Consider the following 12,157-nt stretch of genomic DNA (forward strand, 5'->3'; position numbering starts at 1 on the left):
CGGCCGGTGACCCGTCACCGGCCGCCCCGCCTCACAGGACGTGCGCCGCGAACCGGGCCGCCGTCTCCGCCAGCACCTCGCGGCCGTCCCGGGCCCACAGCCCCTCGTTGAACAGCTCGACCTCGATGGGTCCGCGGTAGCCCGCCGCCTCCACGTACCCGCGCCACTCGCGCAGGTCGACGGCGCCGTCGCCGAGCTGCCCGCGCCCGTTGAGGACGCCCTCGGGCAGCGGGGTGACCCAGTCGGCGACCTGGAAGGTGTGGATGCGGCCGCCCGCCCCGGCCCGGGCGATCCGGGCGGGCGCGGTGTCGTCCCACCACAGGTGGTACGTGTCCACCGTGACGCCCACCTGGTCGGCCGGGAAGCGCTCCGCGAGGTCCAGGGCCTGGCCGAGGGTGGAGACCACGCAGCGGTCGGCGGCGAACATGGGGTGCAGCGGCTCGACGGCCAGCCGGACACCGCGCTCGGCCGCGTACGGGCCCAGCTCCGCGAGGGCGTCGGCGATCCGCTCGCGGGCGCCGTGCAGGTCCCTGGAACCCGCGGGCAGGCCGCCCGAGACGAGCACGAGCGTGTCCGTGCCGAGGGCCGCCGCCTCGTCGACGGCCGTCCTGTTGTCGTCCAGGGACCGGGCCCGCTCGTCCGCCCCGGTCGCCGTGAGGAAGCCGCCGCGGCACAGCGTGGTCACGGTGAGTCCCGCGTCGCGCACCAGCTTCGCCGCCGCCTCGACGCCGTACGCCCGGACAGGCTCGCGCCACAGGCCGACGCCGGGCACGCCGAGCTGTGCGCAGGCGTCCACGAGTTCGGGCAGCGAGAGCTGCCTGACCGTCATCTGGTTGATGGAGAGACGGGAGAGATCCGGGGTGCTCACTGGGCGACTCCGTACAGGGCGAGCAGGTGTTCCATACGGGACCGGGCCAGCTCGGGGTCGGGGAACAGGCCGAGCCCGTCGGCGAGTTCGTAGGCGCGGGCCAGGTGCGGCAGGGAGCGCGCCGACTGCAGCCCGCCCACCATGGTGAAGTGGGACTGGTGGCCCGCGAGCCAGGCGAGGAGGACGACCCCGGTCTTGTAGAAGCGGGTCGGCGCCTGGAACAGGTGGCGGGACAACTCGACGGTGGGATCGAGGAGTTCACGGAAGCCCTTGGTGTCACCGGTGTCCAGCACGCGCACCGCCTCGGCGGCGAGCGGTCCCAGCGGGTCGAAGATGCCGAGCAGGGCGTGGCTGAAGCCGTGCTCGTCGCCCGCGATCAGCTCGGGGTAGTGGAAGTCGTCGCCGGTGTAGCAGCGCACGCCTCGCGGGAGCCTGCGGCGCAGGTCGGTCTCCCGCCGGGCGTCCAGCAGGGAGACCTTGACGCCGTCGACCTTGTCGGGGTGCGCGGCGATCACCTCCAGGAACGTGCCGGTCGCGGTGTCGAGGTCCGTGGAACCCCAGTAGCCCTCCAGCGCCGGGTCGAACATGGGGCCGAGCCAGTGCAGGATCACGGGCTCGGCGGACTGGCGCAGGAGATGGCCGTAGACCGCGAGGTAGTCCTCGGGGCCCGTCGCCGCCGCGGCCAGCGCCCGGGACGCCATGAGGATCGCCTGCGCGCCCGTCCCCTCCACGTGCGCGAGCTGCTCCTCGTAGGCGGCCCGTACGTCGGCCAGTGAGCCGGCGGCGATCTGGTCGGTGCCCGCCCCGCACGCGATACGGCCCCCGACCGCCTTCGCCTCGGCGGCGGAGCGCCTGATCAGCTCCGCGGCCGTGGCCCAGTCCAGGCCCATCCCGCGCTGCGCGGTGTCCATCGCCTCGGCGACCCCGAGCCCCTGCGCCCACAGATGCCGGCGGAAGGCGAGGGTCGCGTCCCAGTCGACGGCGGCCGGGGAGCCGGGGCTCGTGTCGGCGTACGGGTCGGCCACGACGTGCGCGGCGGAGAAGACCGTACGGGAGGTGAGGGGGCCGCCGGGCGAGAGGGCGAGCGGCTCGGGGCGCGGGGTGTAGGTGACCAACTCCCCGTTCGCGCGCGGCAGTCGGAGGGTCACAGCGAGATCTCCGGTACGTCGAGACGGCGGCCCTCGGCGGAGGAGCGCAGACCCAGCTCGGCGAGCTGGACGCCTCGGGCGCCGGCCAGCAGGTCCCAGTGGTACGGCGCGTCCGCGTAGACGTGCCGCAGGAACAGCTCCCACTGGGCCTTGAAGCCGTTGTCGAACTCGGCGTTGTCCGGGACCTCCTGCCACTGGTCGCGGAAGGAATAGGTCGCCGGGATGTCCGGGTTCCAGACCGGCTTCGGGGTCGAACCACGGTGCTGGACACGGCAGTTGCGCAGGCCGGCGACCGCGGACCCCTCCGTGCCGTCCACCTGGAACTCCACGAGCTCGTCGCGGTTCACGCGCACCGCCCACGAGGAGTTGATCTGGGCGACGGCGCCGCCCTCCAGCTCGAAGACGCCGTACGCGGCGTCGTCGGCGGTGGCGTCGTAGGGCTTGCCCTGTTCGTCCCAGCGCTGCGGGACGTGGGTGGCGGTGAGCGCCTGCACGGAGGTGACCCGACCGAAGAGCTCGTGCAGCACGTACTCCCAGTGCGGGAACATGTCGACGACGATGCCGCCGCCGTCCTCGGCGCGGTAGTTCCAGGAGGGGCGCTGGGCGGACTGCCAGTCGCCCTCGAAGACCCAGTAGCCGAACTCGCCCCGCACGGACAGGACCCGGCCGAAGAAGCCGCCGTCGACGAGCCGCTTCAGCTTGAGCAGGCCCGGCAGGAACAGCTTGTCCTGCACGACGCCGTGCCGGATGCCCTTCCCCGCGGCCAGCCGGGCCAGCTCCAGGGCGCCGTCGAGGCCGGTGGCGGTCGGCTTCTCCGTGTAGACGTGCTTGCCGGCGGCGACGGCCTTGCGGATGGCCTCCTCGCGGGCGGAGGTGACCTGCGCGTCGAAGTAGATGTCGACGGCCGGGTCGGCGAGCACGGCGTCCAGGTCCGTCGACCAGTGGTCCAGGCCGTGCCGTTCCGCGATGGTCTTCAGGGCGTGCTCGCGGCGCCCGACGAGCACCGGCTCGGGCCACAGCACGGTGCCGTCGCCGAGGTCGAGTCCGCCCTGCTCGCGCAGGGCGAGGATGGAGCGGACGAGGTGCTGGCGGTACCCCATGCGCCCCGTCACACCGTTCATGGCGATACGCACCGTCTTGCGTGTCACGTCATTCCCTCCGTATGCGTCCGGCGCCGCGTACGCTCACAGGTGAGCGCGGCAGCAAGCGCTTTCTATGCCAGAGACGCTAGCCGCTGCGCCGCCGATCGGACAAGACCGTGTGGGCCGCGAGATGTTCGACGGGGCGGACAGGAGGTACGGTCACGCGGCGGGGGCAGGGCACACGCACGGCCGGCCGGGTCCCCGGGACCGACCGAGAGACGCGCGACCGGAGGAAAGACGAGATGACGGTGACCCTGGCGGACGTGGCGGCGCGCGCGCAGGTCTCGCCCGCGACCGTGTCGCGTGTGCTGAACGGGAACTATCCGGTGGCGGCCTCCACGCGCGAGCGGGTGCTGCGGGCCGTGGACGAGCTGGACTACGTGCTGAACGGGCCCGCGAGTTCGCTGGCCGCCGCCACGTCCGACCTGGTCGGCATCCTCGTGAACGACATCGCCGACCCCTTCTTCGGGATCATGGCCAGCGCCATCCAGGCGGAGATCGGCGGGCCCCCCGGGCACTCCTCCGGGGTCCTCGGCGGCGGGCGCGCGGGCGGTGAGCGTCTCGGCGTCGTCTGCAACACGGGCGGCGACCCGGAGCGTGAGCTGACCTACCTGACGCTGCTCCAGCGCCAGCGGGCCGCCGCGGTGGTGCTGACCGGCGGCGCCGTCGAGGACGCGCGGCACGGGGCGGCGGTCGCGGCGAAGCTGCGCAGGCTGGCCGAGGCGGGGACCCGGATCGTGCTGTGCGGGCGGCCGCCCGCGCCCGAGGACACCGGGGCGGTCGCGCTCACCTTCGACAACCGCGGGGGCGGGCAGCGGCTGACGGAGCATCTGATCGGGCTCGGGCACCGGCGCATGGGATACATCGCCGGTCCCGAGGAGCGGACGACGACCCGGCACCGGCTGGAGGGGCACCAGGCCGCGCTCGCCGCGCACGGGATCGAGGACGATCCGCGGCGTACCGTGCACGGCCGGTACGACCGGCGGGCCGGGTACGAGGCGACGCTCGAACTCCTGCGCCGTGAGCCGTCGTTGACCGCTGTCGTCGCCGCCAACGACACCGTCGCGCTGGGGGCGTGTGCGGCGCTGCGCGACTCCGGTCTGCGGATTCCGGCGGACGTGTCCGTGGCCGGGTTCGACGATCTCCCCTTCAGCATCGACGTGGTGCCGGCGCTCACCACCGTGCGGTTGCCTCTGGCCGAGGCGGGGGCGCGGGCCGGGCGGATCGCCATGGGGCGGGAGGAGGCGCCGCCCGGGGGGATCGCCATGGTACGGGGGGAACTGATGGTCCGCGGCTCCACCGACGCCCCGCGCCCCTGACCAACGCCAAGTTCGCCCCCGTCCGGGGTCCCCGCCCCTCTCGGGACGCCGTTCCCCCCGAGGCCCACGGGACGCCGCGTACGTCGCCCGCATCGGCACCCGGTGCTTGGGCTGCCCTCGAGGCCGGTCGGCGAACCCGGCGTCCACTGGGTGCCGCCCAGGGTGGGCCCACTCCCCCTCACCCGCATCAGCACCCGGTGCCTCAGCTGGCGTCGGGTGGGTCGGCGAGCCCGGCGCCAGCGGGGTGCCGCCTGCGCCCACCCGTGCCGCCCCTAGCGGCACGCATGCCCGCAGCTGGAGCGGGCGGCCCGCCGGCGCCAGCCGGGTGGGTGGGCGCCGCCCCACGCCGCACGCCCGTCCGCCAGGTGGGCATCGCCCACCGGCCCGCACCCGAGCCACCGAGCCCGCGCCCCCGCAGCTCAGCCCCCACGAACCGCAAGCCGCCATGCGACCGAAGGGGCCGTGCCGGTACATCAAATGGCCGTCGAGACGGGGACGTATCCGGCCGAGGAACGCTGGTGACGGACGCCGACACCAACTACCGACGGCCGGATGTACCGGCACGGACCCGACCCACCCACCGGACCGAAAGCGCCCGACGCCCGCCGCAACGCCCGTGCGCGTCCGTGATGCGGGTAGGGTCCGGCGCATGCTCTGCTGTCCCGGGGGGCACCGGACCCCCGGCCGGGCCCGCGTGCCCGGGGCTCCGTAGCGAGGTGTGCAAAGTGAAACTGGCCTTCTCCACCCTTGGCGTCCCGGGACTCCCCGTCCCCGACGTCGTACGGCTCGCCGCGACGCACGGCTACCACGGCGTCGAACTGCGGGCGCACCCCGAGGAACCGGTCCACCCCGGCCTCACCCTCGCCGAACGCGCCGACGTCGCGGCCGAGTTCAAGTCGGCCGGCGTAGAGATCCTCGGCCTCGCCGGATACGCCCGCGTCGCGGCCCCCGGCGACGACACCCCCGTCCTGCGCGAGATCCGCGACCTCCTGGAGCTGGCCAGAGACGTCGGCGCCCCCTTCGTCCGCGTCTTCCCGGGCGCCGGCGAGGACCAGAGCCCGGAGGAGGCCGACGCGACGGCCGCCCGGCGCCTCGGCACCGCCGCGGAGTACGCGACGGACCTCGGCGTACGCATCCTGCTGGAGACCCACGACTCCCACCGCACCGGCGCCGACGTCATCCGCGTCCTGGGCCCGGTGGGCCACCGCCGGGTGGGCGCCCTCTGGGACGTGATGCACACCTGGCTGGGCGGCGAACAGCCGTCCACCACGTACGCCGCCCTGTCCCCGCACCTGGGCTACGTCCAGGTGAAGGACATCGCCTCGCCCGAGGACACGACCCCGCTGCTCCTCGGCACCGGCGTCCTGCCGCTCACGGAGTGCGTGGAGCTCCTCTCCCGGGAGGGCTGGGACGGCTGGCTGTGCTGGGAGTACGAGAAGCGGTGGTACGAGTCCGCCGAGCCGCTGGAGCCGCTGCTGACCCCGGGCCGCGACCACCTGGCCCGCCTGCTGAACGACTCGGCGTAGCCGGCGCGCCCCCGAAACGCCACGCCCGAAACCCACGCCCGGAATGAGCAAACCGGCCCCCGGGTGCGGAACGCACACCCGGGAGCCGGTGTCGAGGCGCACCGGGCGGACCGGAGCGGGGACGGCGACCGCCGTCGCCGCCACGCTCCACCGCCCGGTGGCCCCCGCTACTTGTTGGTCGTCCGCACCGAGTCCAGGTCGGGCACCGGCGCCCCGCCCGTGCCCCGGGGCAGGACCGGGCCGGCCCCGCTCCGGGCACCCGCCGACAGCGCCGACTTCTGCGCGGTCTGCTGCGGGACGATCCCGTCGTAGTACGGCGTGTACTTGACGAGGGAGCTGCCCGCACTGATGGCGGACCCCGCCGCCGTCAGCTCGGACGCGGAGACCGACCCCGTCCCGCCGAAGGCGACGACGATGTTGACCCCGGCCGCCTGCTCGCGCAGGTACGTCGCGTCGGCGTCCGTCAGCGTCGTCTCGTCGGTCCACAGGATGGGTCCGTAGTCGAGCATGCCGGTGCTCGCGGAGACGCCCCCGCGCCAGCTGTCCGACCAGGCGAGGCCCACCACGGACGGCGAGGTCCACCAGAAGCGGGCGAGCGCGGCGGAGGTCCCGTCGTGGCCACTGCCGCTGATCGGGTAGTACGACCAGGTGTCGGGCCAGTTGGAGAGGTACGTGTGCGTGAGCGCGTACTTCGCCGAGGCGCCGACGGGGATGACCATCGTCTGGTCGGGGTCCAGCGAGTTGAGGTACGACTTCACCGACGACGACAGCGAGTTGCCGTCATTGAGGACGACCGTGCCCTTGCCGCCGTACCCGAGGGCACCGGCCGCCGCGGAGGCCGCCATCGCGGAGTGGTAGTCCGTGCCGGTGGCGAGGAACACGTACTCCGGCGCGCCGGTGACGGCCTTGGCGACCGCCACGGACGTCGAGTAGCGCGAGGTGCCCGACAGCCGCTTCGGCGTGAAGCCGAGGGAGCTGACCTTGCTCGCGACGGTGCTGGAGAGGATGTCGGTACCGCCGACCAGGTAGACCGTCGCGCCGGGCTTCAGCGTGCGCTTCAGCTCGGTCTGCACGGCGGTCGACAGCGAGGTCTCCGAGGTCATCAGCAGGGGACCCTGCTTCTGGCCGGCGAGGCTCTGCCCGGTCAGCGCGTAGGACGGGCTGTCCTTGCTGACGAGGACGGCCGACTTGGCGTCGATCAGACCGGGCTCGCTCTGGCCGACCGTGTTCCAGCTCCAGCGCGACGCGGCCACGTTGGTGGCGTAGGAGTCCGCGCCCCAGACCCGGCCGACGCTCTGTCCGCGCAGCGGCTGCCACGCCGGGTCGAGGACCGACGACGTGCCCGGAGGCAGCGGCATCTTGGTGACGTCGCCGGTGGCGACGTCCACGATCCGGGGGATCGCGACGTCCTCGTCGGTCCCGTTGGTGACGACGATGCGCGTGCCGGTGGGCGCCCACGCCGGGGCGTACGCGGCGTCCTCGAAGGTGAGCTGGCGCTCCCCCGTGCCGTCGACGTTCACGACGAAGAGCCGGCTGAGGCCGCCCGACTCGCGTACGAAGGCGACCTGGGTGCCGTCGGGCGAGATCGCCGGGTCGTCGCCGGTGTCGGCCAGCTTGGTGAAGCCGCCGGTGGTGTCGTCGTAGAGCCAGATCGCCGAACCGGTCGGCGAACCGCAGGTGTCGCCGGTGCGGACGAAGGCGATCAGCCCGTTGGCGGCCGCGCTCGGCTTGCGGTCGCAGCCGTCCTCCGAGGTGGAGAACAGCGGCTGGGCGTAGCGGGAGCCGTCCGAGGGGGCGTAGCGCAGGCGGCCGCCGCCGGAGTAGACGACCGTGCTGCCGCTGTAGAGGAACGTCGGGTCGCCCACCGACGTCATGGAGCCCTGCTCCTGGATCTTGACCAGGGTGGAGCCGGTGTAGCGCCGGGTCTCGACCCGGTTGTCCTTCACGTACGCGACGCGGCTGCCGTCGGGCGACCAGGACGGCTGCCGGGCGTCGGCGACGAAGTCGGTGTACGTGCCGGTGCCGGGCTGGTTCGTCTGCAGGACGTTGCGCGCGCCGTTGAGGAACATCAGCGTGCCGTCCGCGGCCTGCCAGGTGACGGGGTTCGCCGCGGCGGCGCCCGGCGCGGTGGCCATACCGGCGGCCACGGCGACGGCGGTGCCCAGCGCCGCGAGGACGCGGCGTCTTCGAATCTTCATGTGCCCCCACAAAGGTGATGAAAGAGAGCTGTCGTTCACCTCTCGGGTGCGGAACGGAAACCTCACGTTCCTCTGCGACAGCTGCGTCACTGTAACGGCACAGCTGATCAAAAAGGAACAGGTTTCAACCATCACTTGGCCCCCGACCGCGACGACCAGCGCGGCACCCGCGGGACCACCCCGGCGGCTCAGCCGCCCGCGGCCGACGGCACCCCGTCACCGGCGCGCCTCCCTGCGACCAGGCCGGTGGCGGCCCGTTCCCGGTTACTGTGCACACCCTTGACTGGAAGAAACTTCCCGGATATTCGTGATTCCTCGGAAGTTTCCTTCATGAGGGAAGGGGCGCACGTGCGCGACTCCGGCACGGGAAGCACCGCAAGACCGTCCAGACGTTCCGTTCTCACCGCGACGGCGGGCGTCACCGCCGCCCTCGCCGCCGGGGGCGGCGCGTACGCCGCCGCCGACGGCACCCCGCACGACGACCGGAGACTGCGCGCGCTCATCTCGCGGATGACGCTGGAGGAGAAGGTCGGCCAGCTCTTCGTGATGCGGGTGTACGGCCACTCGGCCACCGCGCCCGACCAGGCCGACATCGACGCCAACCTCAAGGAGATCGGCGTCAGGACGGCCGCGGAACTGGTCGCCAAGTACCGCGTCGGCGGCATCATCTACTTCGCCTGGGCGCACAACACCCGCAGCCCGCAGCAGATCGCGGACCTGTCGGACGGCATCCAGAAGGCGTCCCTGGGTCTGCCCCGCGGCCTGCCGGTCCTCATCTCGACGGACCAGGAGCACGGGATAGTGGCACGGGTGGGCAAGCCCGCGACGCTCTTCCCCGGCGCGATGGCCCTCGGCGCCGGAGGCTCGCGGGAGGACGCCCGCACGGCCGGCCGCGTCGCCGGCGCCGAACTGCGCGCGCTCGGCATCCGCCAGGACTACGCGCCGGTCGCCGACGTGAACGTGAACCCGGCCAACCCGGTCATCGGCGTACGGTCCTTCGGGGCCGACCCCGAGGCGGTCGCCGGGATGGTGGCGGCGCAGGTGAAGGGCTATCAGAGCGCCGGTGTCGCGGCGACGTCCAAGCACTTCCCCGGGCACGGCGACACCGCCGTCGACAGCCACACCGGCTTCCCGGTCATCGGGCACAGCCGGGAGCTGTGGTCCGAGCTGGACGCCGTGCCGTTCCGGGCGGCGATCAGGGCGGGCATCGACTCGATCATGACCGCGCACATCATGGTGCCGGCGCTCGACCCGGCCGGCGACCCGGCCACCCTCTCGCACCCGATCCTCACCGGCATCCTGCGCGGCGAACTCGGCTACGACGGCGTGGTGGTGACGGACTCGCTCGGCATGGAGGGCGTCCGCACGAAGTACGGCGACGACCGCGTCCCCGTACTGGCGCTGAAGGCGGGCGTCGACCAGCTCCTCAACCCGCCCTCTCTGGACGTCGCGTGGAACGCGGTGCTCACGGCGGTCCGGGGCGGCGAGCTGACCGAGGCCCGGCTGGACGAGTCGATCCTGCGCATCCTGCGCCTCAAGGCGAAGCTCGGCCTCCTGAGGGACGCCTACGTCCCCGACGGCGCCGTCGAGCGCACGGTGGGCACCCGGGCCCACCTGAGGACGGCCGACCGGATCGCGGACCGCACGACGACCCTGCTGGTCAACAAGGACGGCCTGCTCCCGCTGTCCCGGCGGACGCACCGGAACGTGCTCGTGGTGGGCGCCGACCCGGCCTCGCCCTCCGGCTCCGACGGGCCCCCGACGACCGTGCTCGCCGCCGCGCTCACCGGACTCGGCTTCTCGGCGACCGCGCTGTCCACCGGTACGGCACCCTCGCAGGCGACCGTCGACAAGGCGGTGGCGGCGGCCGGGAGCGCGGACGCCGTGGTGGTCGGCACGTACAACGTGACGGCGACCAGCGCCCAGCGGACCCTGGTGGAACGGCTGGTCGCCACGGGCGTCCCGGTGGTCGCCGTGGCCATCCGCAACCCGTACGACGTGGCCCAGCTCCCGGGTGTCGGCGCGTATCTGGCCGCGTACTCCTGGACGGACGTCGAACTGCGCGCGGCGGCACGGGTGATCGCGGGGGCGGTGTCCCCGACCGGGAAGCTGCCGGTGCCCGTGCAGCGGGCCGACGATCCGGCCCAGGTGCTGTACCCCCTCGGGTACGGGCTGTCGTACTAGCCCTGCGCCCCGCCCGCCGCGGGACCCCGCCGTCGGCCCCCGAGCACCCCGAACGTCCGGCGTGGCCCCGTGCGGGCGGGCCACGCCGGGCGGGGTCGTACCGGGGGGAGCCATGGGGGCCGAGCGGGTCGGACGTGCCCTGCCGGGCGTGCCGGCGCCGTACGCGCCGGCCTCGGCGCTCCTGACGAGCCGTCAGGGCCCGGCGGCGGTGAGCCGGTGGGCTGCGCCCGTCCGGTGCGGTGACCGGACGGGCGCGGCACGGGTGTTACGGACGCAGCGCGGGCTCGCGCTCGACGTCCCGCTTGTCCAGCCTGGCGTCGAACTTCGCCAGCGGCTTCGCGGCCGCCGGGTCCGCCTGGACGGCCGCCGAGGCGACTCCCGCCCATTCCAGGATGCGGGCGGTGGCGAACGCCTTCTCGTCGGCGACGAGTCCGGCGACGTTGGCGCCGTGGTTCAGTCCGGGCGCCGTCATCACGTACGAGTCCTTCGCGCCCTTGCCGAGGCGGAAGCGCTCGGCGCCCCACGGGTCGTTCTGGCCGTAGACGAACAGCATGTGGCGCGCGTTGTGGCGCACCCAGGTGTCGACGTCGCGCATCGCCCACGGCTGGAACTTCATGGAGATGTCGCGCGGCACGAAGTTCCGCGGCGGCTGGTACCCGTAGCGGATGAACCGCTTCTCGATGTACGGGAACTTGATCGTGGGCGCTCCGAGCTGCGTACCGGCCTGGTAGTAGTACGGCGTGTACGTGGTCAGGCCCTGGTCCGTGTAGGCGGAGAAGCCGGAGATCGTGTCGACCGAGGTCCAGATCTCGTCGTCGGTGGCGTGCGCCGCGTCGGCCGGGATGTCCCCGCAGTCGGAGAGCAGGCTGTACTGCCAGAAGCCCCAGACGTAGTCGAGGACGACCGCCTCGTAGGCCCGGTCCAGGCTGCCGATGGTGGTGAAGGTGTAGCCCTCGGCAGCGGCCAGATCGGCGTACTTCTTCTCCAGCGGCTCGCGGCGGACGAGCGCCTCGCGCTGCACCGCGTTCAGCCGGTCGCGGCACTCCTTGGTGCCGACGTTCGCGAAGAAGCGGTCGTAGGCGGAGTCCTCGTCGTTCACCACGTCGTTCGGGGCGACGTAGGCGACGACGCCGTCCATGTCGCGCGGGTAGAAGCGCTCGTAGTACGTGGCGGTCATGCCGCCCTTGGAGCCGCCCGTGGAGAGCCACTTCTTGCCGTAGATCGGCTTGAGGGCGGTGAAGATGCGGTGCTGGTCGCTGGCCGCCTGCCAGATGTCCAGCTTGCTCCAGTCGGCCGGGGCCGGACGGGACGGCGTGAAGTAGCGGTACTCCATGGAGACCTGGTTGCCGTCGACGATCTGGGTCGGCTCGCGGCGGCCGGGGTTGGTGGAGACGTTGTAGCCGCCGGTGTAGAAGACCGTCGGGCGGGCGGTGTCCTTGTGCAGCACGGTGATCCGCTGCTGGAACGTGCCCTTGGACGGGTTCCGGTGGTCGACGGGCTGGGTGTAGTTGAGGACGAAGAAGCGGTACCCGGTGTAGGGCTTCTCCTCGATCAGGCTCATGCCCGGTATCGCGAGCAGCTGGTCCTTGATGTCCGTACCGGTGGTGCCGGTGGTGCCGGTGGCCTCCGGCTGGGCGGCGGTGGCCGCCCCGGCCGTGCTCAACGTGCCGATGAGCACCGTGAGCGCCAGCAGCCATCTGAGCGCCTTGCGCATGCACCCTCCCCTGGGAAATACGCGGATGTCCGCCGGAACCTAGCGGAGCAACACCCGG

The 12,157-nt window shown here is 73.1% G+C and carries 8 protein-coding genes; 3 read left to right on the forward strand and 5 right to left on the reverse strand.

Annotated elements, in window-relative coordinates:
* Window positions 1-31 precede the first annotated feature (31 nt).
* Genes ACFYQQ_RS07510 through ACFYQQ_RS07520 form a run of 3 tightly spaced genes read right to left on the reverse strand, consistent with a single transcriptional unit; the run spans window position 32 to window position 3,164 of the window.
* Window positions 32-829, reverse strand: a complete 798-nt coding sequence (locus ACFYQQ_RS07510) for a sugar phosphate isomerase/epimerase family protein (RefSeq protein WP_355788113.1) — start codon at window positions 827-829, stop codon at window positions 32-34.
* A 35-nt stretch (window positions 830-864) separates the two neighbouring features.
* Window positions 865-2,016: a dihydrodipicolinate synthase family protein gene (locus ACFYQQ_RS07515; RefSeq protein ID WP_355788107.1), complete on the reverse strand. Its 1,152-nt coding sequence runs from the start codon at window positions 2,014-2,016 to the stop codon at window positions 865-867.
* Entirely contained in the window at window positions 2,013-3,164 is a 1,152-nt protein-coding gene (locus ACFYQQ_RS07520; protein WP_355788104.1) for a Gfo/Idh/MocA family oxidoreductase, read from the reverse strand. Before ACFYQQ_RS07520 ends, ACFYQQ_RS07515 begins: the two co-directional genes overlap by 4 nt.
* 236 nt (window positions 3,165-3,400) lie before the next feature.
* On the opposite strand from ACFYQQ_RS07520, the gene ACFYQQ_RS07525 reads away from it, so the two are divergent.
* Window positions 3,401-4,477 carry a LacI family DNA-binding transcriptional regulator gene (locus ACFYQQ_RS07525; protein WP_355788101.1) on the forward strand — a complete coding sequence of 359 codons (1,077 nt, stop codon included), beginning with the start codon at window positions 3,401-3,403 and terminating at the stop codon, window positions 4,475-4,477.
* Between the two features lie 725 nt (window positions 4,478-5,202).
* Window positions 5,203-6,003, forward strand: coding sequence for a sugar phosphate isomerase/epimerase family protein (locus tag ACFYQQ_RS07530; protein WP_355787233.1), 801 nt, complete (start codon window positions 5,203-5,205; stop codon window positions 6,001-6,003).
* A 167-nt stretch (window positions 6,004-6,170) separates the two neighbouring features.
* On the opposite strand, the gene ACFYQQ_RS07535 is transcribed toward ACFYQQ_RS07530, so the two are convergent.
* A complete protein-coding gene (locus tag ACFYQQ_RS07535) occupies window positions 6,171-8,201 on the reverse strand; it encodes a cell wall-binding repeat-containing protein (protein WP_355787237.1) in 2,031 nt (676 codons plus the stop codon).
* Between the two features lie 330 nt (window positions 8,202-8,531).
* On the opposite strand from ACFYQQ_RS07535, the gene ACFYQQ_RS07540 reads away from it, so the two are divergent.
* Complete coding sequence (locus ACFYQQ_RS07540; RefSeq protein WP_355787240.1) at window positions 8,532-10,385, forward strand: glycoside hydrolase family 3 protein; 1,854 nt, start codon at window positions 8,532-8,534, stop codon at window positions 10,383-10,385.
* 265 nt (window positions 10,386-10,650) lie between these two features.
* Here the strand turns inward: ACFYQQ_RS07540 and ACFYQQ_RS07545 are convergent, their stop codons facing one another.
* Complete coding sequence (locus ACFYQQ_RS07545; protein WP_356237649.1) at window positions 10,651-12,099, reverse strand: S28 family serine protease; 1,449 nt, start codon at window positions 12,097-12,099, stop codon at window positions 10,651-10,653.
* Window positions 12,100-12,157: the final 58 nt, after the last annotated feature.

Origin of the sequence: Streptomyces sp. NPDC005496 (assembly GCF_042872045.1) — a bacterium.
GTDB lineage: Bacteria > Actinomycetota > Actinomycetes > Streptomycetales > Streptomycetaceae > Streptomyces.

What these genes read in the sequence shown, in the direction of transcription:
- ACFYQQ_RS07510 (WP_355788113.1), bottom strand. Translation starts at nt 829, where the DNA reads ATGACGGTCAGGCAGCTCTCGCTGCCCGAACTCGTGGACGCCTGCGCA.
- ACFYQQ_RS07525 (WP_355788101.1), top strand. Translation starts at nt 3,401, where the DNA reads ATGACGGTGACCCTGGCGGACGTGGCGGCGCGCGCGCAGGTCTCGCCC.
- ACFYQQ_RS07535 (WP_355787237.1), bottom strand. Translation starts at nt 8,201, where the DNA reads ATGAAGATTCGAAGACGCCGCGTCCTCGCGGCGCTGGGCACCGCCGTC.
- ACFYQQ_RS07540 (WP_355787240.1), top strand. Translation starts at nt 8,532, where the DNA reads ATGAGGGAAGGGGCGCACGTGCGCGACTCCGGCACGGGAAGCACCGCA.
- ACFYQQ_RS07545 (WP_356237649.1), bottom strand. Translation starts at nt 12,099, where the DNA reads ATGCGCAAGGCGCTCAGATGGCTGCTGGCGCTCACGGTGCTCATCGGC.